A 25315-nucleotide genomic window follows, 5' to 3' on the forward strand; every position below is an offset into this window, starting at 1 on the left:
TGCGGTCGCGGACCCCTCGAAGGGGGCTCAGTCGCCGTCGGCGGGGAGCGTGAAGAGCCGGATGTGGACCGGGCGCGCGCCGGGGGGCGCGTCGTCGCGGCGGTGGCCGTGCTCGTTGAGGAGCCGGATGTAGGCCTCGAAGAACTCGGCCAGCCCCTCGTCGGTCATGTGGGCGAAGCCCCGCGAGAGCAGCGCCCAGGCCCGGTCGCGCCGGTACTCCTCGGGAAGCCTGCGGAACAGCTCCATGTCCTCGGCGTGCCCGACCCGCACCAGCTCGTCGAGGACGGCCCGGTCCTCGGGGGCGACCGTGTCGGGGTGGGGCAGCCGCATGTCGCGGGGGGTGTCGGCGGGGCGCCACCAGCGTTCCCGGCCGGCGGACCGCTCGGGGATCTCCTCGATGAACCCGTACTTCTCGAGCTGGCGCAGGTGGTAGCTGGTCGTCCCGGTGTTGGCGCCGAGCACGTCGCCGATCGTCGTGGACGTCGCGGGCCCGTGCGCGCGCAGCCGGTGCAGGATCCGGCGGCGCAGCGGGTGGCTCAGCGCCTTGATCCTCCCGGGGTCGTCCAGGATGACGGGCTCGGCATCGTCCTTCATGGTGAGCAGTCTAGTACTACAGAAGTATATTTGCAGAGAACTATTTGCAGAGCTTTCTCTGCAGTCTACGGTCTCCGGCATGAAGACATCGATGACCGTCGCGCTGGCGCTCCTCGCCGGCGCATTGCTGAGCGTCCTGGGCCTGCCGCCCGCGAGGGCCTCCGCGTCCCCCTCGATCCCGGCGCCGCCCGGCCTGACCGCCACCGACGTGAGCTTCAAGGGATTCGGCGGGCTCACCCTGCACGGCACCGTCCTGGCGCCGCAGAAGGCCCGCGGCCGCCTGCCGGGCGTCGTGCTCGTGGCGGGATCGGGCTCGGGCGTGCCGCGCGAGGCCAAGCTCACCGAGGCGACGGAGTTCGCGCGGCGGGGCCTCGCCGTCCTGATCTACGACAAGAGGTCGGCCGGTTACACCGACTTCCGCCGCTCCTACTCCGAACTCGCGGACGACGCGCTGGGGGCCGTCCGGGCGCTGCGCTCCCGGCCCGGCGTCGATCCGGCGAAGGTCGGGCTGTGGGGGCTCAGCGAGGGCGGCTGGGTGGTGCCGCTGGCCGCGTCCCGGTCGGCGGACGTCGCGTTCGTGATCGTGGTCGGCGGCAACGCCATGCCCCCGATCCGCCAGCAGGTCTGGAACGAGACCTCCGGGCTGCGCCGGGCGGGCGTCTCCGGGTCGCTGATCAGTCACGCCAAGCGCAACTTCGCCCGGATGGGAGCGGACGCCGGCCTTTTCGCCGAGGCGTTCTTCGACGCCCAGAGCGTCCTGGAACGGGTCCGGCAGCCGCTGCTGGGAGTCTGGGGCGGACGCGATCTGCAGACCCCGCCCGAGGACAATCCGCCCCTGTTCGCGAAGGCCCTGCGGCGGGGCGGCAACACCCACTACACGTTCCGCTTCTTCCCCGAGGCCGACCACGGCGTGCACGTGACCCCCGACGGCGGCCTCACCCGCGGCGACGCGCTGGCACCCGGATACGCCGACCTGGTCGCCTCCTGGGTCCACGACGTCACGAGCGGGCGCCTGCCCGAGGCCGACACCGCGCCGCTCCCCGAGCAGGACCACCCGAGCGTCGCGATCTCGCCGTCGCCGTGGTGGGCGTCGGCCCGGATGCAGCTCGCGGCGTTCGCGCTGTTCGTCGTCGCGTTCACCGGCTACCCCGTCGTCGCCCTGGTGCGGCGGCTGCGCGGGCGGACGGTGCGCCCGGTGAGCCGCTGGGCCCGCCTGCTCGCCGGGGCCGGCCTCGCCGCCGCCGTCGGGCTGCTCTTCTACGTCTTCTATCTGATGGCCGCCGGGAGGTATCCCGACCCGGGCCCGGTCCTCGCCGGCAGGCCGCTGCCGTGGCTCGCGCTGCAGGGGCTCGCCGTGGCCGCCGTCGCCGCCGGCGTCGCGACCGCGGTGGCGTGGAGGCGGGCCGCCGGCACCGTCCCGGCGGGCGAGCACGTCCGGCTCGGGCTGCTGCTCACCGCGGGCGCCGTTTTCGTCCCCTGGGCCTTCTACTGGGGGCTCCTGGTCCCCTGACGGCGAACGGCGCGGCCCGGCTCCCATCCCGGAGCCGGGCCGCGGCGGCCCCCGTGCCGTGTCAGTCGCTCTTGCCCCAGAGGTAGACGCCGAGGCTCATGGCGAGGATGCTCGCCCAGCTGAACACGGCCCGCGCGGTGTTCCAGGCCGTCCAGCGGCCGGAGTAGTCCGACCAGACCTTCGCCGCCTCCGCCGCGTCCGCGGGGATCGCCGCGCCGTCCAGGGCGTTGTTCATCGGGATGTTCACCGCGAAGCTCGGGACGAGGGCGCCCACGAAGTAGACGCCTGCCGCGACGAAGAACAGGACGGCCGCGGACTTCTCGTCCAGGGTGAGCAGCAGGATCCCCGCCGCGGCCGCCAGGACCGGCACCAGCAGGAAGCAGGCGATGAAGAGCGGGTTCTGGATCTTCTGGTTGATGCCCTGCATCGAGTCGATCGCCGACGCCGGTTTCGCCGCGTTCAGGCCCGGCATCACGCCGGTCGAGAAGGCGAAGAACGCCCCGGCCATACCGGCCGCCATGATGATCGAAAGGGTCACCGAGGTGCCCGCGAGAATGGTCTTCATCGATGTTCCGATCTTCTGGAGGTGGTCACGTCAGGTGTTCCAGATGCCGCTGGCGGCGGTGCGCCGGGCGTAGTCGGCGAAGTCCGCCGGCTCACGGCCGAGTGCGCGCCGCACACCGTCGGCCGGGCGGACGTTCCGCCCGTCCAGGACGGTGGTGAACAGGTACGTCAGGAACCCGATGAGCTCGCCGGGCAGCCCGTGCTCCTTGAGGACGGCCGCGTACTCGTCCGCGCGGACGGGGACGAACGCGATGTCGCGTCCCGCCGCGCGGCCGATCTCGGCGACGGCCTCGGCGAAGGTGAGCGAGCGGGGCCCGGTCACCTCGTAGACCTCGCCGGCGTGCCCGTCGCGGGTGAGGGCCGCGACCGCCACGTCCGCGATGTCGTCGGCGTCCACGAACGGCTCGGGCACGTCGCCGGCCGGCAGGGCGACCTCGCCCGCGCGGACGGGGTCGAGGAGGTAGTCCTCGCTGAAGTTCTGCGCGAACCAACTCGACCGCACGACCGTCCACGCCAGGCCCGACTCCTGGACGATCCGCTCGCACTCCTGCGCCTCGTCCTCGCCGCGCCCGGAGAGCAGGACCGCGTGCCGCACGCCCGCCTCCGCCGCCTTCGCGGTGAACGCGGCGATGACCTGGGCCGCGCCGGGGACCGCCAGGTCCGGGTAGTACGACAGGTAGACCTTCTCGACGCCGTGCAGGACGGGCGCCCAGGTCGTCTCGTCCTCCCAGTCGAACGCCGGCGACGCCGACCGCGACCCCATCCGGACCGGGACGTCCAGCGCCTCCAGCCGCTCGACGACGCGGCGGCCGGTCTTGCCGGTCCCGCCGAGGACGAGGGTGAGGCCGTTCTCGATGATGTTCTGTGCCGAGTTCGTCATGCCCTTGAGTCAACCGGCGGACGAGTCCGGCCACCATCGTCGAGAAACTCGCCCGCATACGCGAGCGTCTACGCTTGCCCCATGGACGCCCTCACCGACCTCCTCGACGGACCTCGGGCACGGGGGGCCTTCCTGCTGCGCGCGTCGCTCAGCCCGCCCTGGTCGATGCGGATCCAGGACGAGGCGCCGCTGACGCTGCTGTCGATGATCAGCGACGACGCGTGGCTGATCCCGGACGACGGCGAGCCGCAGCGCGTCTCCCCCGGCGACATGGTGATCTTCCGGGGCCCCGACCCGTACACGGTCGGCGACGACCCGGCGACCGAGCCGCAGATCGTCATCCACCCGGGGCAGCACTGCACCACCCCGGACGGGACGAGCCTGGAGGAGGCGATGGACCTCGGCGTCCGGGCGTGGGGCAACGACCCCGACGGGTCGGCGGTCATGCTGGTCGGCGCCTACCAGATGCGCGGCGCGGTCACCCAGCGGCTGCTGGCCGCCCTGCCCCCGGTCGCGGTCGTCCGCGGCGACACCTGGAAGTCGCCGCTGGTCGACGTGCTCGGCGAGGAGATCGGCAAGGACGAGCCCGGCCAGGACATCGTCCTGGACCGGCTGCTCGACCTGCTGCTCATCGGGACGCTCCGCGCCTGGTTCTCCCGGCCGGACGCCGAGGCACCCGGCTGGTACCGCGCCCACGGCGACGCGATCGTCGGCCCGGCGCTGCGGCTGCTGCACGACGACCTGTCGCACCCGTGGACCGTCGCCGACCTCGCCTCCAAGGTCGGCGTCTCCCGCGCGGCGCTCGCGCAGCGGTTCGCGAAGCTGATCGGCGAGCCGCCCATGTCGTACCTCACCGGGATCCGCCTCGCCCAGGCCGCCGACCTGCTCCGGGAGAGCGACGCGACGCTGGAGGCGGTGGCGCGCCAGGTCGGCTACGGCAACGCGTTCGCGCTCAGCACCGCGTTCAAGCGCGAGCACGGCGTCAGCCCGCAGGAGTACCGGACCGGGCCTGCGGCCGGCTGACCCTCAGGCCGCCGCGCCGAGGTGCTCGTGGAAGAACGCGGTCATGAGGGCGAGAACGCGTTCGCCCTCCTTGCCGTAGACGACGAAGTGGTCACCGTGCAGGACCTCCAGCCCCTTCGGGTGCAGGGCGCGTTCGCAGGCGGCGAACGCCAGGTCGCTGTGGGTGAGCATGTCCTGGCCGGCGACCACCATCAGCGGCGGGATGTCCGTCCGCGTCAGGGGTCCTGAACGGCGGGGGGCGTGAACGCGCCGCTCAGCGCGGCGGCGTGGGCGGCCGCGGCGGCGGTCGCGGCCAGGGCGTCGTCCACCTGACCGCGCTGGATCAGCAGCCGGTAGTAGAAGGGCGCGCCGACGGCGGCGATGACGGCGGCGGCGTCGGTGCCGGGCGGCAGCTCGCCGCGCTCGGCCGCGCGCTCGACGATCCGGCCGGCCAGCCGGTTCCGGCCGGCGAACACCTCGCTCAGCGCGGCGGCGGCCGCCGGCGAGCGGACGGCGGCGGCGACCATGCCCTCCACGAGCGCGCGGTACCGGGGCCGGGCGTACAGCCCGGCGATCTCGGACGCGAGGGCGCGCAGGTCGTCCTTCAGCGACCCCGTGTCGGGGATCGGCACCTCCCGCGTGCCGATCTCGCCGAGGACGTCGACGATGAGTCCCTCGGCGTTCCGCCATCTCCGGTAGAGCGTGGCGAGGTGGACGCCCGACCGCTCGGCCACGCGTTCCATGGTGAGGCCGCCGTATCCGGCCTCCTCCAGTTCGCCGAGCACGGCGTCGAGCACCGCGGCGCGAGTGCGGGCCGTCCGGCCCCCGGGTCGGGCGGCCCTCTCACTTCGTGCGTCGTCACTCACCCGGCGGATTCTAATGCGAAACTCTTCGCATTAGCAATCCCCGCCGCCGCTCACCTCTCCTTGCGCAGGGTGGGCTCGGCGCGGACGACCGAGTCGCCCGCCGCGTCCGGGATGAACGGGACCACGAACGCGTACTCCGCCAGGACCGAGTCGGGGATCTCGCCCGACTCGCCGAAGGCGGCGATCTCGCCCCAGCAGGGCGAGCCGAGCGAGCCGCTGCGGTGCCGCACCGACAGCCCGGCGCAGAGGTTGGCGAACCGGAGCCGCTCGGCGAGGGGGAGGCCGGCGAGGGTGGCGAACACGAACCCGGCGGCGAACACGTCGCCCGCGCCGGTCGGGTCGAGCGCCTCGACCGGCAGCGCGCCGACCTCGGCCCGCTCCCCCGTCGCCGAGTCGATCGCGATGGCGCCGTCGCCGCCGCACTTCACCACGACCACCGGCACGCCGCGGCCTGCCAGCGCCTCCGCCGCCTCCCGCGGGGTGCCCGTGCGCGTGTAGGCCATCGCCTCGGCGGCGTTCGGCAGGAACACGTCCACGTGCTTGAGCCGGTCGAGGACCTCGGCCGGCCAGGCGCCGGTCTGGTCCCAGCCGAGGTCGCCGAAGACCAGCGCGCCGCGCTCGCGCATCACCGCGGCCCACGGCGGCACCGGCCGGTCGACGTCGACGAAGCACGCCCGCGCGGACGGCGGCGGCATGTCCGCCAGGTCGTCGACCGACTCCTCCTCCGGGCCCGGGACGGGACGCGCGTAGGTCACCATGCTGCGGTCGGAGTCGTAGGCCATGGACACCGTCACCGGCGTGGACCAGCCGCGCACCCGCCGGGACAGCCCGAGGTCGACGCCCTCCTGCTCGGCGAGGGTCCGCCACAGGTAGGCGCCGAACATGTCGTCGCCGAACGGCGCCGCCAGCCCGACCCGCAGGCCGAGCCGGCTCATCGCGACGGCGATGTTGGCGGCGCCGCCGGGCGCCGAGCCGAGCCCGTCGGTGACGATCTCGGTGCCCGGCGGCGGCAGCCCCGGCAGCCCGGTGAAGATCATGTCCATGAAGACCCGGCCGGACAGGAACACGTCCAGCGCGGGCGCCGGGCCCGCCCCGCCGCGCAGCCGGTCCCCCGCCGGCTCCCGCTCCGCGCAGGGGTCGGCGAGGGACGGCTCGGGCGGCCTGCCCGGCGCGGTCTGCTGAGTCACGAGGCCCCCCAGGGCGAGGCTTGGGCACGTTCCCCCGGACCCTAGCCCCCGCCACCGACATCGACGCTTACCTCGGAACGTACAGCCGGATGTCGTCGACCTGCGCACTCCCCTCGTAGAAATTCATGTGCGGGTCACCGATCATGAACCGGTCCGGGTAGGCCGATCCGGCGGGCCAGGTGTCGCGGTCGGTGAGCGTGCCGCCCGGTCCCTGCCAGGTCCAGTCGGCGTTGAACCGGCCGTCGTACTCGTCCGGCCGCTGGTTGTAGTGCCAGATGGGCTCCCCGTCCTGGACGAAGGAGCGCGTGTAGCGGAAGGTCGCCCGGCCCACGTGCGCGAAGACGCCGGACATCTCCATCGTGTAGGCGCCGTCGCGCCGTTCGATCGCGAAGGTGTAGGGCTCGTCCGGCAGCAGCTGCGGCTGCATGTCCACGGCGGAGACGATCGCGCCGCCCTTCCTGAACCCGCACTCGCTCTCAATGAGGTACTCGGTGCCCGGCGCGGTCGCGTACCGGCGGTCGTCGGTCATGAAGAGCGCGTTGACGCCGTTGCCCGTCCCGGCGGAGTACGGCTCGTACTCCCCGGTGGCCGGGTTGCAGTACAGCAGGCCGGAGCCGGTGTACTTGTAGCGGTTGTAGCCGTCCATCGCGACCTTGCGGTGGGCGTGGATGAAGGTGTTGTTGTGCGGCGCGACGCGCCGGTAGTCCATGATCGACATGTAGTAGAAGCCGTTGGAGTCGGTGCGGACGTTCGCCCACTCGCACTCCGGCCGGGTGAAGTCCCCGCCCGACGCCCACGGGAAGTTGGTCTTGCAGCCCTCCGGCGAGTAGCCGTTGATCCGGCCGTCCGGGTAGTCCCACGACCCGTCGCGCTGCCCGCCGAAGTCGAGGCCGCGCAGCGTCATCTCCACCCGGTACTCGGCGGGCAGGTCGCGGGTCGAGCGGATGACGACGCCCGCCTGGTGGCTCGGCTCCTCCAGGTGCGCGACGCCCTTGCCGGACGTGAGCGTCGGCGGCTTGTCCGGCCGGCCGTCGCCGTCGGCGTCGCGGGCGGCCAGTTCGGCGGTGAGCCAGCCGCGCTCACCGAACTCGAACGACTTGCGGTAGGTCTTCATCTTGGCGAGCTGCTCGCGGAACGCCGGGCCGCCCACGGTGTCGAAGTAGGCGCCGTCGTTGTCGTACATGTCGACGTTGTAGGGGCTGGACGGGCCGTCGCCGTCCCGTTTCCAGGGGGCTCGGGCGTCGTCCAGGTGGCGGTTGAACGGCTCGGCGGCGACCAGCCGCCACCCGTCACGGGCACCGGGCGGGCTCGCGCCGGCGTGGGCCGGGCCCGCGCACAGGGCCGCCGGCAGGATCAGCGGGAGCGTCAGCGCCAGGGCGCCGCGTACGGATATGCGCATGTCGCAGCCTTTCTCGCCGCGCGTCCGGCGCGGCCTCGGCACGGTCAGGACGATCGTCGGTGACGCTAGGCGGCCCGCGCGCCCGCGGCCACGGCAAACATCGCCAAAGTGGTATTGACCAGTCGCCACAATGGGACATACCGTGTGCTGCGACAGGAACAGCGTCAAAGGAGGTGAGCGGCGTGCCATCCGGCGGTGAGGCCCGGTCCGGGAACACGAAACGGCAGGCGGTGCGCCGCGAGCTGCTGGCGATGCTGGATGCGCTCGACGTCGGGGACGCCCTGCCGTCCGAGCGCCGGCTGGCCGACGAACTCGGCGTCTCCCGGCCGACGCTGCGCCAGGCCATCGACGGCCTCGTCGCCGAGGGCCTGCTGGACCGGCGGCACGGGAGCGGCACCTACGTGGCCGAACCCCGCATCGCCGTCTCGCTGACCATGACCTCGTTCACCGAGGACATGATCAGGCGCGGGATGAAACCGGGAGGCCGGGTCCTGTCGTTCCGCATCGAGACCGCGGGGGCGCGGATCGGCAGGCGGCTGGCCCTGTCGCCCAGCGAAGAGGTATTTACCATTCGGCGGCTCCGGCTCGCCGACGGGACCACCATGGCCATCGAGACCCTCTACCTGCCGCGGTCGCTGATGCCGGGCCTGCGGCGGCACGACCTGGAGGGACGGTCGTTCTACGACCTGCTGAGAGGCAACGGCGTCGCGATCGCCTCGGGCACCGAGACGATCGAGCCGACCGTCACCACCGCCGAGGAGGCGGCCGAGCTGGACGTGCCGGTGCACACGCCGGCGTTCCTGTTCGAGCGGATCACCAAAGACGAGAACGGGCGGCCCCTCGAATACGTCAGGTCGGTCTACCGCGGCGACCGGTACCGCCTGGAGCTCGACCTGCGCCCACCGACCCACTGACCCGCCCCCGGGCACGCCGCCCGGGGAGCACGACCGTCCGTCCGCGCTGACGGGGGCGACAGCGCACGACCCACCCCCCCTCGGAGAAGTAAGGCGACTTCACCATGGACGTCATCAAGGACATCCTCACCTTCCTGGCCGACAACGTGTTCGGCCAGGTGCCCATCCTCATCGGGCTCATCACCCTCATCGGGCTGATCCTGCAGCGCAAGCGGTTCGAGGACGTCTTCGCCGGCGCGCTGCGCGCCACGATCGGCGTGGTCATCCTGTTCATCGGCGTGGAGGTGTTCACCGGAGGCCTGACGAGCTTCCAGACCGTCCTCGCCAGCGCGATGGGGACGACGCCGCCGAAGTCCGACAACACCCTCGCCGAGTTCCTCACCGACCAGGGCGGGACGATCGCGCTGGTCATCACGGTGGCGTTCCTCGTCCACGTGCTGGTGGTGCGGCTGTTCCCGGCGGCCCGGTACCTGTACCTGACCGGACACCTCATGTTCTGGATCAGCACGGTGACGGTCGCGTCGCTGGTGACGATCGCGCCGGGCGCCGACCAGCTCACGCTGGTGCTGTGCGGGGCCGGGTTCGTCGCCGCGTACTGGACGCTCCAGCCGCTGTGGATGCGGCCGCTGATGCGCCGCGTCATGCCGGACGACCGGTTCGGGTACGCGCACACCAGCTCGCTCGCCTGCCTGATCACCGGCTACGCCGCCCGTCCGCTGGGCAGCCGCGAGAAGCACGACACCGAGCGGCTGAAGCTGCCGCGCCAGCTGTCGTTCTTCAAGGACGTCAACGTCAGCACCGCGCTGATCATCAGCGTGATCATGCTGGTGGCGGTCGCGTTCGCCGACGGCGGCGTGGTGAACGAGGCCGCGGCGGAGATGGACGCCAAGCTGTCCCCGTGGGTGTGGGCGCTGCTGGTCGCGCTCCGGTTCGCGGGAGGCATCGCGATCCTGCTGTTCGGGGTGCGGATGTTCCTCGCCGAGATCGTCCCCGCCTTCAAGGGGTTCAGCGACCGGGTCATCCCCGGCACCCGCCCCGCGCTGGACGCGCCGACCGTCTTCCCCGTCGCGCCGACCGCCGTCATGGTCGGGTTCGTGGCGTCCACCGCGGTGTTCCTGGTCTGCCTCGGCGTGTTCGCCGGCGCGGGCTGGTTCACCCTCGCCCCGCCGATGATCATGCTGTTCTTCGTCGGCGGCGCGGCCGGGCTGTTCGGCAACGTGGTCTCGGGCTGGCGCGGCGCCGTCCTCGGCGGCGTGATCACCGGCCTGATCCTCGCGGTCGGGCAGGCCGTCACCTGGGGCCTGTACGAGACGACCGCGCCCGAGCTGGCCACCCTCGCCGACCCCGACTGGTACGCGATCGCGTGGCTGCTGGAGGCGGCCGACCCGGTCATCGGCGACAGGTCGGTCTGGCTCGTGCCCGCCGTCGCGCTCGCCGCGACCGTCGTGACGCTGCTGCTCCTCGGACGCGCCGACAAGCGCCGGGAGGCCCGCGGGGACGCGGCGCCGGAGGAGGGCGGCCCGGAGAAGGGCGGCAGGGCCCCCGCGAAGGCCTGACCGCGGTCACCCGGCCGCGGCGACGAGAGAGAGGGACGAGATGGCACTGGACCGGCAACTGGAGATCCTCGCGGTCTGCGGCGTCGGCATGGGCACCAGCCTGATGCTCAAGATGACCGCCGAGGACGCGCTGCGCTCGCTCGGCGTGGACGCCCGGGTCGAGAACACCGACGTCTCGTCCGCGCGCGGGTTGTCCCCCGACGTGGTGATCGGCCAGGGCATGCACACCAGCGAGATCGCCGACCTCGCGCCCGTCGTCATCACCATCAGCGACTTCATGGACAAGGACGGCCTGGAGGCGCAGCTGAGGGAGCGCCTGACCGAGCAGGGCTGGCTTTCGTGACGTCTCATTCTGAGGGGGCGACCCCCCGGACCCCCCGGCAACCGCAGGTGGTCACCGCCACCGACGCGGTGCGGGCGGGCGACTGGCGGGAGGCCGTCCGCGCGGCGGCCTCCGCGCTGGTCGACGCCGGCGCCGCCGGTGAGGGCTACCCCGCCGCGTGCGTCCGCGTGGTCGAGGAGAACGGCCCGTACATCGTTCTGACGAAGGGCTTGGCGCTCGTCCACGCCCGGCCGGAGGACGGCGGGCTCGCCGTCGGCGTCGGCGTGACCCGGCTGGCCGCGCCCGTCGAGTTCGGTCACCCCGACAACGATCCGGTGGACCTGCTCCTCGCGTTCTGCACACCCGACGCCGACGCGCACGTCGGCACGCTGTCCGGTCTGGCACGCGCGTTGTCGGGCGGCCTCGCCGACCGGCTCCGCGCGGCGTCCGGACAGGACGACATGGCCCGCACCCTGAAGGAGGCCGTGCCCGATGCCTGACGCGGTGTCCCCCGGGGAGCGCCCCCCGGACCCTCGCGGGCGGCGGTTCCCCGACCGGGTGCGGACACTACTGGACGGCCTGGACGCCGCCTCCGGGGAGGCGATCGGCGGCACCGCCGCCCTCCTGCTGGAGGCGGTCGCGGCCGATGGGATCGTGCACGTCGCGGGGGCGGGCCACTCCCTGGCGATGGTGTGCGAGACGTTCTACCGGGCCGGGGGCCTCGCCGCGGTCCGCCCGATCTGGGACCCGGGCGTGTTCCCGCTCGACGACGCCGTGCGCAGCACCCGCGTGGAGCGGCGCGGCGGGGTGGGGCGCGCGGTGGTCGCCCGGGCCGCGCCCGCCCCGCCGGACGTGGCGGTGGTGTTCTCCACCAGCGGCCGCAACCCGTACCCGGTCGAGGTCGCCGAGGAGTGCGCGGCGCGCGGCGTGCCGGTCGTCGCGGTGACCTCGGCGCGGGCGTCGGAGGGCGCCGCGGCGCGGGCCGCGACGACGCTGGCCGACCACGCCGCCATCGTGCTGGACACCCGCGTCCCGCCCGGCGACGTGCTGCATCCCGCGGAGGAGCCGCGCACGGCGGCGGTCTCCACGATCCTCGCCGCGTACGCGTGGTCGCGGGTGCTGGCCGCGCTCGACGACCTCGCGGCGGCGCGCGGCGTGGAACTCCCCCGCTGGACGAGCGCGAACGTCCCCGGCGGCGACGAGGTGAACGTCGCGCTGCTGGAGCGGTACCGGCACCGTGTGCCCGAGCTCACGGGCGAGTAGGAACCGGGGCTCTTCCTGCGGCGTTTCTCATATCGACCGGCTCGCCCCCTATGGCATGATGCGGGCCACATCGGAGCAGAGCGAGGAGCGAGATGACCAGACCGACCGAGGACGACCTTCTTGCCGTGTTCAGGCGCGCGGACCTCGGCGGCGACGAGAGGCTCGACCTGATGGAGTTCACGCTCGTCCTGGAGGAGCTCGGGCTCTCCTGGACCCGAGCCGATACGCAGGACAGGTTCGAGAAGGCCGACAGCAACCTCGACGGGTTCATCTCCTACGGCGAGTTCCGCGCCATCCTGGAGTCCCAGGGCTGGGCCGAGGGCCCGCTGCCCGGCGCGCGCGCCTGAACGGCGGCGAGGGGCCCGCCGGCGCGGCCGGCCGGGCCCCTGCGTATGCGGCGGCCGGGGTCAGACCTCGCGGCCGCGCAGTTCGCGGTACCGGCGGACGAGGGCGGCGGTGGACGGGTCGGGCGTCCGCGCGGGCGGCTCGCCGGAGGTGAGCGCGGGCGCGAGGTCCATGGCCATGACCTTGCCGAGTTCGACGCCCCACTGGTCGAAGGAGTCGATGCCCCAGATCGTCCCCTCCACGAACACGATGTGCTCGTAGAGGGCGACCAGCGAGCCGAGGGTCTTGGGCGTCAGCTTCGGCACGAGGATCGTGCTGGTCGGGCGGTTGCCCGGCATGACCTTGTGCGGGACGAGCTCCGCGGGCGTCCCCTCGGCGGCGATCTCCTCGGCGGTCTTGCCGAACGCGAGCGCGGAGGTCTGCGCGAGCAGGTTCGCGGTCAGCAGGTCGTGCATGCTCCCCGCCCCCTCCACCACGGGCTCCTCGAACGGCTCGGCGAACCCGATGAAGTCGGCCGGGACGAGCCGGGTGCCCTGGTGCAGGAGCTGGTAGAAGGCGTGCTGGCCGTTCGTCCCGGGCTCGCCCCAGAAGATCGCGCCGGTCTGCGCGACGACGGGCGCTCCGTCGGCCCGCACCGACTTGCCGTTGGACTCCATCGTGAGCTGCTGGAGGTAGGCGGGGAAGCGGGCCAGGCGCTGGCTGTAGGGCAGGACGGCCCGCGTCTGCGCGCCGAAGAAGTCGGTGTACCAGACGCCGAGCAGCCCCATCACGACCGGCATGTTCCGCTCGAACGGCGCGGCGCGGAAATGCTCGTCGATCTCCCGGAACCCGGCGAGCATCTCGCGGAACGCCTCGCCGCCGATCGCGATCATCAGCGAGAGGCCGATGGCGCCGTCGACGGAGTAGCGGCCGCCGACCCAGTCCCAGAAGCCGAACATGTTCGCGGTGTCGATGCCGAATCCGGCGACGCGCTCCGCGTTGGTCGACACCGCGACGAAGTGCCGCGAGACGGCCTTGTCGTCGCCGAGCCGCTCGACGAGCCACTGCCGCGCGACCTTGGCGTTGGTGAGGGTCTCCAGCGTCCCGAACGTCTTGGAGCTGATGACGAACAGCGTCTGCTCGGGGTCGAGGCCGGCGAGCTTCCCGACGATGTCGGCCGGGTCGATGTTGGACACGAACCGGCACGAGATCCCGGCGTCCGCGTAGTCGTGGAGGGCCTCGTAGGCCATGGCGGGGCCGAGGTCGGAGCCGCCGATGCCGATGTTGACGACGGTCGTGATGCGCTTGCCGGTGAAGCCCGTCCACTCCCCCGAGCGGACGCGTCCGGCGAAGGCGGCCATCTCGTCCAGGACGGCGTGCACGTCGCCCGCGACGTCCTGCCCGTCCACGGTCAGGGCCTCGCCGGGCGGGAGCCGCAGCGCGGTGTGCAGGACGGCGCGGTCCTCGCTGACGTTGATGCGCTCCCCGGTGAACATCGCCTCGATGCGGCCGCGCAGCCCGGCCCGCTCGGCGAGCGCCGCCAGCAGCCTCATCGTCTCGCCGGTGACGCGGTGCTTGGAGTAGTCCAGGTGGAGATCCCCCGCGGTGACGGTCATGCGGCCGGCGCGCCCCGGATCGTCCGCGAAGAGCTCGCGCAGGTGCCGCCCGGCGATCTCCGCCTGATGCCCGGCCAGCGCGGACCACTCGGGCGACTCGGTGATATCAGCCATTGCCTCTCTCATCTCCTCGCGGGGCGAGTCATCTCCTCGCGGGGCGAGACGGGCACCGTTGTCCCCCGGGCGCCGCGCCGTCCCCCACGGCGATCATAGGTCGACCGCGCGTGACCGTATCAGGCTCTCCCCCGCCGCGCGGCCGGACCGCCCTTTCGGGGCGCGGGGGCCGCCCGCCACCGGGAGCCGGGCCCGCCGGTAGGGTCGCGGCCACGGCGCCGGGTGCAGGAGGCGCCCGGACGAGCGAGGTCCCCGGATGAGCGAGGCCCCCTTGGAACTCACGCGGATGTTCGACCTGACGCCGCTCGGCGAGGACTCCTTCCTCGCCACCTCCCCGTCGGTGGGACGGCCGCGGCTGTTCGGCGGGCAGGTCGCCGGGCAGAGCCTGCGCGCCGCGTGCCTGACGGCCGGGGGGCGCCCGCCGCATTCCCTGCACGCCTACTTCATCCGCCCGGGGACGCCGGACGAGCCGCTGACCTTCGACGTGTCCCGCACCCGGGACGGGCGCTCGTTCTCCACCCGGCACGTCACCGCGAGCCAGGGCGGGAAGCCGATCCTGGAGCTGATCGCCTCGTTCCACGACCCGGAGGACGGGTTCGACTGGCAGGCCGACCCGCCGTCCGGCACGCCGGGTCCTGAGGGGCTGCCGGGGCTCGCGCTTCCGTCGTTCTTCAGGCACCCCGTGGGGTTCGACGTCCGTGTGGTGGACCCGCCCGGCGAGGGCGAGTGGCCGATCTCGCACCCGTTCTGGATCCGGGCGTCCGCGCCGGTCGGCGACGATCCCGCGCTGCACGCGTGCCTGGCCGCCTACCTGTCGGACATGGGGGTGGTCAGCAGCGCCCGCGCGCCGGGCTCGCCGAGGAGGCTGGTCACGGCGGTCACGCTGGACCACGCGATGTGGTTCCACCGGCCGCCGCGCGTCGACCAGTGGCTGCTCTACTCGGTGGACCCGGTGACGAACCACGGCGCCCGCGGCCTCGCGCGCGGAACGCTCCACACGGCGGACGGGACGCTGCTGGTCTCGGTCGCGCAGGAGGCGCTGCTGCGTCCCGCGTCCTGACCGCGGCTCAGGCGTCGGCGGCGGCCAGGGCCGGGGCGGGCCGCGGGGCGGCGGCGTGGGAGGGGACCGCGGCGGCGGCGCGCGCCCTGCGGATCCGGGCCAGCCCGTACGCGGCGGCGACGGCGGCGGTGAGGCAGAGGGCCCCGGCGAGCATCAGCGCGGCGCGGGGACCCAGCGTGTCGCTCAGCACGCCCAGGGCGGGGCCGCCGAACGCGCCGGACGCGGCGCCGACCATGCCCTGCGCGGAGATGACGCGGCCCCGCAGGTGGCCGGGGCTGTCGAGCTGCGTCCGGGTGCTGACGGTGGTGTCCAGGACGACGGCGCAGGCGGCGATCGGCAGCATCGCGGCGCCGAACAGCAGCAGGTTCGGCGCGGCGCCGCTGAGCATCTGCCCGGTCGCGCAGAGCGCCGCGGTGATCAGCAGCAGCCGGAGCGGGAGCCGGGCGCGGGACGCCGCGTAGACGCCGCCGAGGACGGTCCCGACGGCGAACGCCACCGACAGCGCGCCGTACCCGGCGGCGCCGGCGTCCAGGGGGCCCTGGCTCATCGCCGCCATCGTGACCTGGTAGTTGCGGCCGAGGCTGCCGAGCATGAACGCCAGCCCGAACATGATCAGGAGCCGGGGCGAGGCCAGCACGTACCGGAATCCGGCGGCGATCCCGCGCTCCCCCGGCTCGGCGGGCGGAAGCGTGTAGAACTCCTGCGGGCGCATCAGCGCGATGGCGACGAGGACGCCGAGGAAGCTCACGGAGTTCGTCACGAACGCGCCGGGCACGCCGGCGAGGGGGATCACCACCCCGGCGAGGCTCATCCCGAGGATGCGGCCGCCCGAGCTGAGCACCGAGCCGAGCGCCAGCCCGTTGGACAGGTCGTCCGGCCCGACGACCTCGGCGCCGAACCGGCCGAGGGCGGGCGAGGTGAGGGCGGTGATGACGCCCGAGACCAGCGAGATCGCGTACAGCTGCCCGGTGGTGGACGGGTCGCCCGCCGCGATGAGGGCGAGCAGCGCCGACAGCAGCGCCTGCCCGGCCTGCCCCGCCGCGACGACGTACCGGGTGGGCAGCCGGTCGGCGATCACCCCGCCCCACGGCCCGATCAGCATGGTCGGCAGGGCCTGCAGCACCAGGCCGAGGCCGACGCTCGTCGCCGAGCCGGTGATGGAGAGGATGAGCCAGTTCAGCGCGAGGACCTGCATCCACGTCCCGGTGATCGAGACGAAGTCCGCGGTGGCCCACAGCCGGTAGTTGTGATGGCGCAGCGAGCGCAGCATCACCGGGAACGCCAAGGTCTTCTCCCTTTAAAGTCACGTCAAAGCGCATTAAACGCAAGGTGTCTTTGGTGCGTTCCAAACCACCGAGGTGTATGAGACATGTCACGTTTGACCTGGGCAAAGGCGGGCGACCTGCGGGGCGGCGGATTCCCCTGCGCGGAGGGGCCTAGGCTCGCCTTCGGCCGCCCGGTCCCGGGCGGGCGAGCACTCTGGCGTGGGGATGGGAGTCCGGGTGGGCGAGCGGGCGTTCTGGGTGGGCACCTACACCGGCGGGGCCGGCGGCGGCGCGGGCGTGTACCGGGCGGTGCGGCGCGCCGACGGCTCCCTGGCGGCGCCGCGGCTCGCGGCCGAGGCCGCGTCCCCGTCCTACCTGGCCCTGCATCCCGGCGGGAGCGTCCTCTACGCGGTGCGGGAGGAGGACGCGGGCGGCGTCCTCGCCTACGAGGTGACCGGCGGGCGGCTGCGGGAGATCGGAAGGCGCGCGGCGGGGGCGCTGCCGTGCCACCTGTCCGTGGCGCCCGGGGGCGGGCACCTGGTCGTCGCCGACTACGGGTCCGGGACGGTCAGGGCCGTCCCCCTCGACCCGGACGGCCGGTTCGCCGGGGACCCGGACGCGGCCGCGGGGCATGGGAGCGGGCCGAGGTCCGACCGGCAGGAGGGTCCGCACGCCCACGCGAGCGCCCACGCCCCCGACGGGACCGTCCTGACGACCGACCTGGGGGCCGACCTCGTCCGCTCGTTCCGGATCGAGCGCGGTGCGCTGCGGCTCACCGGGGAGACGCCCCTCCCGGCCGGATGCGGGCCGCGGCACCTGGTCGTCCACCCGGGCGGGTACGTGCACGTGGTCACCGAGCTGGCCGCGACCGTGCTCGTGCTGCGGCCGCTGGACGGGTACGCCGCCCTGGAGATCGCGGCCGAGTCCCCCGCGACGGCGGACCCGGCGGGCGGCGCGGCGCAGTGCGCGGCGATCAAGCTCGGCGCCGGCGCCCGGTACGTGTACACCTCCACGCGCGGCACGGACGTGGTGACGGCCCACCGGGTGCTGGACGGCGGCGCGGCGCTCGAGCCCGTCGCCGACGTCTCGTCCGGCGGGAGCTGGCCCCGCGACCTGCACGTGGACGGCGAGTGGATGCACGTCGCCAACGAGCGCAGTGACACGATCGCGACGTTCCGGATCGGGCCGGACGGCGTCCCCGCACCGGCGGGAACACCGCTGGGCGTGCCGTCACCGGTGTGCGTGATCCCCGCCTGACCGGCGTTTCCCGGAGGGCGCCCCGGGCACCTCCCCGGTGAAGAGCGGACATCCGGACATCGGACACCGACCGGGAGCATCCCGACATGACGCATCCTGACAAAACGACGATCGCCACGACCAATCCCGCGACGGGAGAGGTCGAGAAGACCTTCGACGCGCTGGCCGAAGAGGAGGTCGACCGGCGCATCGCGCGCGCGGCGGAGACGTTCGCCTCCTACCGGACGACGAGCATCGGCCGGCGAGCGGAGTGGATGCACGCCGCGGCGGACATCCTCGACCGGGAGGCGGACCGGATCGCCGCGATGCTGACGACGGAGATGGGCAAGACCCTGAAGGCCGCCCGGGCTGAGGCGCAGAAGTGCGCGAAGGCGTGCCGGTTCTACGCCGACAACGCGGCGGGCTTCCTCGCCGACCGCCGTCCCGCCGACGCCGAGGACGTGGGGGCGCGGGACGCCTACGTCCGCTACCAGCCGCTCGGGCCGGTCCTCGCGGTCATGCCGTGGAACTTCCCGCTCTGGCAGGTGATCAGGTTCGCGGCGCCGGGGCTGATGGCGGGCAACGTGGGGCTGCTGAAGCACTCCTCGAACGTCCCGCAGACGGCCCTGTTCCTGGAGGACCTGTTCCGCCGGGCCGGGTTCCCCGAGGGCGCGTTCCAGACGCTGCTGATCGGGTCGTCCAAGGTGGAGCGGGTGCTGCGCGACCCGCGGGTGAAGGCCGCGACGCTCACCGGCAGCGAACCGGCCGGGCGGTCCGTCGCCTCGATCGCCGGCGACGAGGTGAAGCCGACCGTCCTGGAACTCGGCGGCAGCGACCCGTTCGTGGTGATGCCGTCCGCCGACCTGGAGGCGGCAGCGCGGACGGCGGCGGAGTCGCGGTGCCTCAACAACGGGCAGAGCTGCATCTCGGCCAAGCGCTTCATCGCCGACACCCGCTGCGCCGACGAGTTCGAGCGGCTGTTCGTGGAGAACATGCGCGCGCAGAAGGTCGGCGACCCGATGGACGACTCCACCGACGTCGGCCCGCTCGTCAGCGAGGAGGGACGCGCCGGCGTCGAGGAGCTGGTCGCCGACGCGGTGGGCAAGGGCGCGGCGGTGCTGTGCGGCGGCGAGCGGCCGGAGGGGCCGGGCTTCTTCTACCCGCCGACCGTGATCTCCGGTGTGACGCCCGATATGCGCATGTACCACGAGGAGGTCTTCGGGCCGGTCGCGTCGCTGTTCCGGGTCGACGGGGTGTCGGAGGCGGTCGAGGTCGCGAACGCGACGGGCTTCGGGCTCGGCTCGAACGCCTGGACGCGCGACGACGCCGAGCGGGAGCGGTTCGCCCGCGAGCTGGACGCCGGGCAGGTCTTCGTCAACGGGAAGACGACGTCCTATCCCGAGCTGCCGTTCGGCGGCACGAAACGCTCCGGCTACGGGCGCGAGCTGTCGGAAGAGGGCATGCACGCGTTCTGCAACGCCAAGACGGTGTGGGTCGGCTGACGCGTCACAGCTCCACGACGCGGCCGATGCCCGCTTCGCGGGCGCGGCCGACGATGACGGAGGCCGCGGCGGTGTCCTGGACTCCCACGCCGACGCTGTTGTAGAAGACGATGTCGCCGCCGGACTCCCGCCCCGCTGCGAGGCCCGCGACGACCGGGCCGAGCGGCCGCACCCGCTCGGGGCTGAGGTGCCCCGCCCGGACGGCGGCCACCACGGGGCCCGCGTGCTCCAGCGCGGTGGGCACGTGGTCCACCACCACGGCGGCGGCGCGGGTGACGACGCCGTCGTCCACCTCCGCCCGGTCCGGAGCGAAGGAGCCGACGCTCAGCACCGTGCAGCCGGGCCGGAGCCACGCGCCGAGGACGACCGGTTCCCGGCTGGTCGTGGCGGTGACGACGATCTGCGCGCCCTCGACGGCGTCGCGGGCGGAGGCCGCCGCCTCGACGGGGATGCCGAGCTCGTCCGACAGCTCGGCGGCGACGCCGCACGCCTCCGGGTCGCGGCAGGCCAGCGCCACCCGGGCGATGGGGCGGACCTCCGCCATCGCCCGGACGTGCGCGCGGCCCTGCACGCCGCAGCCGATCACGGCGAGCCGGGACGCGTCCGGCAGCGCGAAATGGTCGGCCGCGACCGCGCTCGCCGCCGACGTGCGCAGCGTCGTCACGGCATCGCCCTCGATGATCGCGACGGGCCGTCCGTCCACCGGGTCCTGGACGGTCACGAGCGCCGCGACGGTCGGCAGGCCGCGCGCCGCGTTCCCCGGGTTGACGCTGCCGAACTTGGAGACGGCGCCGGTTCCGGGCAGGCGGGAGACGTAGCAGAACGCGACGTCGCCGCCGGGGCCGTCCAGCAGGAGCCTCGGCGCGAGCCGCGCCTCCCCGCGGCCGAGCGCCCCGAACGCCTCGCGCTGCGAGGCGATCGCCGCCGGAAGGTCGAACACCGCGCGCACGTCGGCGGCGGACAGCAGCAGGATGCCGGCCATGTCAGTCCTGCTGGGGCCGCTTGGACACCAGCGTCAGGACGTCGTACTTGGCGACCGAGGCCCCTTCCTGGTTGGTGACGTCGGTGTCCCAGCGGACCTCGCCGTAGCCGGCGCCCTCACGCGGCGAGATCTGCTTGGCGGTGAGCGTGACGGTCAGTTCGTCGCCCGGCTTGACGGGGGTGAGGAACCGCAGGTTCTCCAGCCCGTAGTTCGCCAGGACCGGCCCGGGGTCGGGCTCGACGAACAGGCCCGCCGCGAACGACACGACGAGGTAGCCGTGCGCGACCCGGCCGCCGAAGAACGGGTTGGCCCTCGCGGCCTCCTCGTCCATGTGGGCGTAGAAGGTGTCGCCGGTGAACTCCGCGAAGTGCTCCACGTCGGCGAGGGTGACGACGCGGGGGCCGCCGACGGCGGTGTCCCCGACGCGCAGGTCCTCCAGGTGCTTGCGGAACGGGTGCTCGCCGGTGACCGTCCGGTCGGTGCCGGGGACCCACCGCCCGGTGATCGAGGTGAGCATCGCGGGCCCGGCCTGCACGGCGGTGCGCCGCATGTGGTGCACGACCCCGCGGATCCCGCCCATCTCCTCGCCGCCGCCCGCGCGCCCGGGGCCGCCGTGGACGAGGGCGGGCAGCGGCGAGCCGTGCCCGGTGGACTCCCCGGCGTCCTCGGAGTTCAGCACCAGCAGCCGCCCGTGCCACGGCGCGGTGCCGAACACGACGTCCCGCGCGAAGGCGGCGTCGCCGGTGACGATCGACCCGGCGAGGCTGCCGCGGCCGCGCACCGCCAGCTCGACCGCCCGGCCGGCGCCGTCGTAGGGCAGCAGCGTGCTGACCGGCCCGAACGCCTCGACCTCGTGCGGCTCGGCGCGGCCGGTGTCGTCGGCGCGCAGCAGGATCGGCGACATGAACGCGCCGCGTTCGGCGTCGGCGCCGCGCACGTCCACGCGTTCGGGGTCGCCGAAGACGACGCGCCCCGCGTCCATCAGCGCCTTCAGCGAGCGGCGAACCTCTTCGCGCTGGTCGAGGCCGGCCAGCGCGCCCATCCGCACGTCCGGGTCGGCCGGGTTCCCGACCGTGACCCTGGACAGCCGCTCGCGGACGGCCTCGGCGACGTCGTCGATGAGCGCGGCGGGGACCAGCGCGCGGCGGATCGCGGTGCACTTCTGGCCGGCCTTGACGGTCATCTCCGCGACGAGCTGCTTGACGTACAGGTCGAACTCCTGCGTCCCGGGCGCGGCGTCCGGCCCGAGGATCGAGCAGTTCAGCGAGTCGGCCTCGGCGTTGAACCGGACGGCGTTCCCGACGATCGCGGGGTGGGTGCGCAGCAGCCGCGCCGTGGACGCCGATCCGGTGAACCCGACGATGTCCTGCTCGGTGAGGTGGTCGAGCAGGTCACCGGCGTCGCCGCAGATCATCTGCACGGTGCCCTCCGGCAGGATGCCGGACTCGACGATCAGCTCGACGAGCCGGGCCGTCAGATAGGCGGTCTGGCTCGCGGGCTTGATCAGGCTCGGCACCCCGGCGAGGAACGCGGGCGCGAGCTTCTCCAGCGGCCCCCACACCGGGAAGTTGAAGGCGTTGATCTGCACCGCGACGCCGTGCGACGGGGTGCACAGGTGCTGCCCGACGAACGTCCCGCCCTTGCCGAGCGGCTCGACGTCCCCCTCGATCAGCACCGTGTCGTTCGGCAGCTCGCGTTTGCCCTTGCTCGCATAGCCGAACAGGACTCCGATGCCGCCGTCGATGTCGAACTTCGAATCGCCCAGCGTCGCGCCCGTGCGCGCCGACAGCGCGTACAGCTCCTCGCGGTGCTCCCGCAGGTGGGAGCCGAGCGCCTTCAGCAGGGCGGCGCGCTGGTGGAACGTCAGCTCCCTCAGCACCGGGCCGCCGGCCGTCCGCCCGTACTCCAGGGCGGCGCCCTTGTCGATCCCCGCCGAGGAGATCCGGGCGACCTCCTCTCCCGTGACGGCGTCGCGCAGCGGCGCCCCCTCGTCCTCCGGAGCACGCCATGAACCCGACACATAACTGCGCAGCACGACCACCGGGACCTCCTTGTCCGCGTCTCTGAGTCTTCCTGCCACCCATCAGCCTGGTTCACGCATCGCAGAGATGACAGCCGGGACGCGGTCCGTTTGTGTACTCATATTGGAATGAAGCGTTCCGTTCTGCTATAGTGGAACCGAACGTTCCGTTCTACAAGGGAGCCGTACATGACCGTCCTCGTGACCGGTGCCACCGGAACCGTCGGCCGCCACATCGTCGCCGAACTGCTGCGGGCGGGAGAGTCCGTCCGGGCGCTGACCCGCGACCCGGCCAAGGCCGTACTGCCCGAAGGCGTGGAGGTCGTCCAGGGTGATCTGGCCGACCCGGACGGCCTCGTCCCCGCTTTCGACGGCGTCACCGCCGTGCACCTGATCAACTTCGCCGGCGACGGCTACGCCCCGATGGAGACCGGCCCCCAGATCGTCGACCTGGCGGTCAAGAGCGGCGTCCGGCGCGTCACGCTCCTCGGCGGGCGCTCCGAGGGCGGCCTGGAGCGGGCACTCGCGGGCAGCGACCTGGAGTGGACGTTCCTCAACCCGGTCGAGTTCATGGCCAACACCCTGCAGTGGTGGGCCGCGTCCGTCCGGGCCGAGGGCGTGGTCCGCGAGCCGTTCGGCGGGCGCCGGAGCAGCCTCGTCCACGAGGCCGACATCGGCGCGGTCGCGGCGGCCGTGCTGACCCGCGGCGGCCACGCCGGGCGGACCCTCGTCATCACCGGCCCGGAGGCGATCACCACCGCGCAGAAGGTGGACATGCTCGCGGCGGCGACCGGCCGGGAGATCCGGTTCGCCGAGCTGTCCGAGGACGAGGCGCGCGCCAAGTGGCGCGGCGAGGGCATGACGGACGACCTCATCGGGTTCCTGCTCGACGCGCTCGGCAACACCCCGGTCGAGGGCCGCACCGTCTCCCGCGTCGTGGAGGAGGTCACCGGACGCCCCGCGCGGCCGTTCTCGCAGTGGGCCGAGGAGCACGCGGACGCGTTCCGGGCTTGAGGAGCAGAGGAACAGATGTTGTGGATCTGTTCCAAGGGTGAATACGCTGCCGGTCATGGTCACGCGCACCCGGATCTCCGCCGAGCTGAACGGGCTGCGGGCCGCCGTCCGCGCCGGGATGATCGGCCCGATGCCCCCGAGGGCCCTCGCCGCGACGGCGCGGGCCCTGCGGGGGTACGGGCCGCTCGGCGCCGCGACGGCGCTGCCCGCGCACCGGTTCCCCGACCGCACCGGCCTCGTCGACGAACGCGGAACCCTCACGTTCGGTGAGCTGGCACCGGCGCTGCAACGCCCTCGCGAACGCCCTGCGGTCGCGCGGCGTCGGCGTCGGCGACACCGTGGGAATCCTGTGCCGCAACCACCGCGGCCTGCTGGAGGCGATGTCGGGGGCGGCGAAGACGGGCGCGTCCGTCCTGTTCCTCAACACCGACTTCGCCGCGCCCCAGCTCCGCGACGCCGTGGAACGCGAGGGCGTCACCGTGCTGGTGCACGACGAGGAGTTCGCCGCCGTCGCGGACGGCCTCGACCTGCCCCGCTTCACCGAATCCGACCTGGACGACCTCATCGGCGGCGCGGACGGCGCGCCGCCGCCCGCCCCGTCCCGGCACGGCTCGATGGTGATCCTCACCAGCGGCACGTCCGGGCGGCCGAAGGGCGCGCCGCGGTCGCAGTCCCCGTCGATGGCGCTGCCCGGCGGCATCCTGTCGAAGGTGCCGTTCCGGAGCGGGGAGGCCATGTTCGTCGGCCCGCCGCTGTTCCACGGCCTCGGCCTCACCTCCGCCGTCCTCGCGCTGGGGCTCGGGTCGACGCTCGTCCTGCGCCGCCGGTTCGACGCGGAGCGGGTCCTCGACGACCTGGAGGAGCATCGCTGCACGTCGCTCGTCGCCGTCCCGGTGATGCTCAGCCGCATCCTCGCCGTCCCCGGTGTGCAGACGCGCGACCTGTCCCGCCTCAAGGTGGTCATGACGGGCGGGGCGCGGCTGGACGCCGGGCTCGGCGGCCGCGCGCTGGCGGCGTTCGGGCCGTCGCTCTACAACTTCTACGGTTCGACCGAGGCGTCCTGCATCACGATCGCCACCCCGGACGACCTGGCCGCCGCGCCCGGCTGCGTCGGCCGCCCGCCCGCCGGCACCACCGTCGCGATCCTCGGCGACGACGACCGGCCCGTGCCGCCGGGCGCCACCGGGCGGATCTTCGTCGACACCCCCGCCCGGTTCGGCGGCTACACCGGCGGGGGCGGCAAGGACGAGGTCGGCGGCCTGATGGCGGTCGGCGACCTCGGCCACCTGGACGCCGGCGGCCGGCTGCACGTCGACGGCCGCGCCGACGACATGATCGTCTCCGGCGGCGAGAACGTCCACCCCGGCGAGGTCGAGGACCTCCTCGCCGCCCATCCCGGCATCGGGGAGGCCGCCGTCGCCGGCGTCCCCGACGAGGAGTTCGGGCACCGGCTGCGCGCCTACGTGGTCGCCCCGGGCCTCACCGAGGACGACGTCAAGGGCCACGTCGCCGCGAACCTCGCCAGGCACAAGGTCCCCCGGGACGTGGTCTTCCTGGAGGCGCTCCCCCGCAACCCGGCGGGAAAGGTCGTCAAGCACGCCCTCCCGGACGCCGCCCGCCTACCTCCGAGGTAATCGCCTGCACGACGCCGGGTCCGTAGCGTCACGGTCATCGACGATGAGAGGGGAATCCCGATGACCGCGACCCGTTCCATCACCTCCGACGGCCTGTTCGCCGACGCGCGCCGCCTGCTTCGTCTCGCGCTCCGCCTGGACGCCGTCGTGACGGGCGTCAACGGCCTGGCCTACCTGGCGCTGGCCGGACCGCTCGAAGAACTCCTCGGCCTGGACGCCGGACCGGGCCGCGTGATCGGCGTGTTCCTGCTCGTCTACGCGGCCGCCGTGTGGGCGGTCTCGATGCCCGCCCGCCCCCACCGCCACGCCGTGAGCGCGGTGGTGGAGGCGAACCTGCTGTGGACGGTCTTGAGCATCGTCACGGTGGTTCTGGGCTGGTTCTCCCTGAACACCGTGGGCACCGTCTGGGCGGTGCTCCAGGCGATCGTGGTCGCGGGTTTCGCGGCGGTGCAGTACACCGCGCTCCGCCGCGACGAGCCCCGCTGACGCGG

25 protein-coding genes are annotated in these 25315 nt (G+C 73.5%); 14 read left to right on the forward strand and 11 right to left on the reverse strand.

Going from position 1 to position 25315, the window contains the following annotated elements:
* Positions 1-27 precede the first annotated feature (27 nt).
* Positions 28-594, reverse strand: a complete 567-nt coding sequence (locus AB0C35_RS38935) for a helix-turn-helix domain-containing protein (protein WP_358467290.1) — start codon at positions 592-594, stop codon at positions 28-30.
* Positions 595-673: 79 nt separating this feature from the next.
* Between AB0C35_RS38935 and AB0C35_RS38940 the strand changes: the two genes are divergently transcribed.
* On the forward strand, positions 674-2104 hold the full coding sequence (locus AB0C35_RS38940; RefSeq protein WP_358467292.1) for a prolyl oligopeptidase family serine peptidase: 1431 nt from the start codon (positions 674-676) through the stop codon (positions 2102-2104).
* A 61-nt stretch (positions 2105-2165) separates the two neighbouring features.
* On the opposite strand, the gene AB0C35_RS38945 is transcribed toward AB0C35_RS38940, so the two are convergent.
* Both AB0C35_RS38945 and AB0C35_RS38950 read right to left on the reverse strand, forming a co-directional pair.
* Positions 2166-2669: an anthrone oxygenase family protein gene (locus AB0C35_RS38945; protein WP_358467294.1), complete on the reverse strand. Its 504-nt coding sequence runs from the start codon at positions 2667-2669 to the stop codon at positions 2166-2168.
* A 30-nt stretch (positions 2670-2699) separates the two neighbouring features.
* Positions 2700-3548 (reverse strand): NAD(P)H-binding protein, encoded by an 849-nt coding sequence (locus AB0C35_RS38950; RefSeq protein WP_358467296.1) that lies wholly within the window; start codon positions 3546-3548, stop codon positions 2700-2702.
* 81 nt (positions 3549-3629) lie between these two features.
* Here AB0C35_RS38950 and AB0C35_RS38955 point away from each other — a divergent pair, with 81 nt between their 5' ends.
* Positions 3630-4571, forward strand: a complete 942-nt coding sequence (locus AB0C35_RS38955) for an AraC family transcriptional regulator (RefSeq protein ID WP_358467298.1) — start codon at positions 3630-3632, stop codon at positions 4569-4571.
* A gap of 3 nt (positions 4572-4574) precedes the next feature.
* On the opposite strand, the gene AB0C35_RS38960 is transcribed toward AB0C35_RS38955, so the two are convergent.
* The 4 genes from AB0C35_RS38960 to AB0C35_RS38975 all read right to left on the reverse strand — a co-directional run bounded on the left by AB0C35_RS38960 (position 4575) and on the right by AB0C35_RS38975 (position 8002).
* On the reverse strand, positions 4575-4763 hold the full coding sequence (locus AB0C35_RS38960) for a hypothetical protein (protein WP_358467300.1): 189 nt from the start codon (positions 4761-4763) through the stop codon (positions 4575-4577).
* Between the two features lie 23 nt (positions 4764-4786).
* On the reverse strand, positions 4787-5416 hold the full coding sequence (locus tag AB0C35_RS38965) for a TetR/AcrR family transcriptional regulator (protein ID WP_358467302.1): 630 nt from the start codon (positions 5414-5416) through the stop codon (positions 4787-4789).
* A gap of 50 nt (positions 5417-5466) precedes the next feature.
* Positions 5467-6603 carry a carbohydrate kinase family protein gene (locus AB0C35_RS38970; RefSeq protein WP_358467304.1) on the reverse strand — a complete coding sequence of 379 codons (1137 nt, stop codon included), beginning with the start codon at positions 6601-6603 and terminating at the stop codon, positions 5467-5469.
* A 67-nt stretch (positions 6604-6670) separates the two neighbouring features.
* Positions 6671-8002: a hypothetical protein gene (locus AB0C35_RS38975; protein ID WP_358467306.1), complete on the reverse strand. Its 1332-nt coding sequence runs from the start codon at positions 8000-8002 to the stop codon at positions 6671-6673.
* A 173-nt stretch (positions 8003-8175) separates the two neighbouring features.
* Here AB0C35_RS38975 and AB0C35_RS38980 point away from each other — a divergent pair, with 173 nt between their 5' ends.
* From AB0C35_RS38980 to AB0C35_RS39005, 6 genes are all read left to right on the forward strand, one after another.
* Complete coding sequence (locus AB0C35_RS38980) at positions 8176-8916, forward strand: GntR family transcriptional regulator (protein ID WP_358467308.1); 741 nt, start codon at positions 8176-8178, stop codon at positions 8914-8916.
* Positions 8917-9020: 104 nt separating this feature from the next.
* Complete coding sequence (locus AB0C35_RS38985) at positions 9021-10472, forward strand: PTS ascorbate transporter subunit IIC (RefSeq protein WP_358467310.1); 1452 nt, start codon at positions 9021-9023, stop codon at positions 10470-10472.
* A 40-nt stretch (positions 10473-10512) separates the two neighbouring features.
* Entirely contained in the window at positions 10513-10815 is a 303-nt protein-coding gene (locus AB0C35_RS38990) for a PTS sugar transporter subunit IIB (protein ID WP_358467312.1), read from the forward strand.
* A gap of 47 nt (positions 10816-10862) precedes the next feature.
* Entirely contained in the window at positions 10863-11294 is a 432-nt protein-coding gene (locus AB0C35_RS38995) for a PTS sugar transporter subunit IIA (protein WP_358467314.1), read from the forward strand.
* A complete protein-coding gene (locus AB0C35_RS39000; RefSeq protein WP_358467316.1) occupies positions 11287-12057 on the forward strand; it encodes a sugar isomerase domain-containing protein in 771 nt (256 codons plus the stop codon). Before AB0C35_RS38995 ends, AB0C35_RS39000 begins: the two co-directional genes overlap by 8 nt.
* Positions 12058-12149: 92 nt before the next feature.
* Positions 12150-12404 carry an EF-hand domain-containing protein gene (locus tag AB0C35_RS39005; protein ID WP_358467318.1) on the forward strand — a complete coding sequence of 85 codons (255 nt, stop codon included), beginning with the start codon at positions 12150-12152 and terminating at the stop codon, positions 12402-12404.
* A gap of 60 nt (positions 12405-12464) precedes the next feature.
* Here the strand turns inward: AB0C35_RS39005 and pgi are convergent, their stop codons facing one another.
* On the reverse strand, positions 12465-14111 hold the full coding sequence (gene pgi / locus AB0C35_RS39010) for a glucose-6-phosphate isomerase (protein ID WP_358467320.1): 1647 nt from the start codon (positions 14109-14111) through the stop codon (positions 12465-12467).
* Positions 14112-14367: 256 nt separating this feature from the next.
* Here pgi and AB0C35_RS39015 point away from each other — a divergent pair, with 256 nt between their 5' ends.
* Positions 14368-15171: an acyl-CoA thioesterase domain-containing protein gene (locus AB0C35_RS39015; RefSeq protein ID WP_358467322.1), complete on the forward strand. Its 804-nt coding sequence runs from the start codon at positions 14368-14370 to the stop codon at positions 15169-15171.
* A gap of 7 nt (positions 15172-15178) precedes the next feature.
* Here the strand turns inward: AB0C35_RS39015 and AB0C35_RS39020 are convergent, their stop codons facing one another.
* The gene (locus AB0C35_RS39020) at positions 15179-16456 is read right to left on the reverse strand and encodes an MFS transporter (RefSeq protein WP_358467324.1); all 1278 of its coding nucleotides are present in this window, start codon (positions 16454-16456) and stop codon (positions 15179-15181) included.
* A gap of 205 nt (positions 16457-16661) precedes the next feature.
* On the opposite strand from AB0C35_RS39020, the gene AB0C35_RS39025 reads away from it, so the two are divergent.
* Positions 16662-17693, forward strand: coding sequence for a beta-propeller fold lactonase family protein (locus tag AB0C35_RS39025; RefSeq protein ID WP_358467326.1), 1032 nt, complete (start codon positions 16662-16664; stop codon positions 17691-17693).
* An 86-nt stretch (positions 17694-17779) separates the two neighbouring features.
* A complete protein-coding gene (locus tag AB0C35_RS39030) occupies positions 17780-19174 on the forward strand; it encodes an NADP-dependent succinic semialdehyde dehydrogenase (protein ID WP_358467328.1) in 1395 nt (464 codons plus the stop codon).
* Between the two features lie 4 nt (positions 19175-19178).
* Here the strand turns inward: AB0C35_RS39030 and AB0C35_RS39035 are convergent, their stop codons facing one another.
* Positions 19179-20156, reverse strand: coding sequence for an ornithine cyclodeaminase family protein (locus AB0C35_RS39035; protein ID WP_358467330.1), 978 nt, complete (start codon positions 20154-20156; stop codon positions 19179-19181).
* Between the two features lies 1 nt (position 20157).
* The gene (gene paaZ, locus AB0C35_RS39040) at positions 20158-22197 is read right to left on the reverse strand and encodes a phenylacetic acid degradation bifunctional protein PaaZ (RefSeq protein WP_358467332.1); all 2040 of its coding nucleotides are present in this window, start codon (positions 22195-22197) and stop codon (positions 20158-20160) included.
* Positions 22198-22365: 168 nt separating this feature from the next.
* Here paaZ and AB0C35_RS39045 point away from each other — a divergent pair, with 168 nt between their 5' ends.
* The 3 genes from AB0C35_RS39045 to AB0C35_RS39055 all read left to right on the forward strand — a co-directional run bounded on the left by AB0C35_RS39045 (position 22366) and on the right by AB0C35_RS39055 (position 25310).
* The gene (locus tag AB0C35_RS39045) at positions 22366-23190 is read left to right on the forward strand and encodes an NAD(P)H-binding protein (protein ID WP_358467334.1); all 825 of its coding nucleotides are present in this window, start codon (positions 22366-22368) and stop codon (positions 23188-23190) included.
* A gap of 266 nt (positions 23191-23456) precedes the next feature.
* The gene (locus AB0C35_RS39050) at positions 23457-24824 is read left to right on the forward strand and encodes an AMP-binding protein (protein ID WP_358467336.1); all 1368 of its coding nucleotides are present in this window, start codon (positions 23457-23459) and stop codon (positions 24822-24824) included.
* 60 nt (positions 24825-24884) lie between these two features.
* Positions 24885-25310: a hypothetical protein gene (locus AB0C35_RS39055; protein ID WP_358467338.1), complete on the forward strand. Its 426-nt coding sequence runs from the start codon at positions 24885-24887 to the stop codon at positions 25308-25310.
* Positions 25311-25315 lie beyond the last annotated feature (5 nt).

Source organism: Spirillospora sp. NPDC048819 (genome assembly GCF_040650055.1).
Taxonomy (GTDB): Bacteria; Actinomycetota; Actinomycetes; order Streptosporangiales; family Streptosporangiaceae; genus Spirillospora.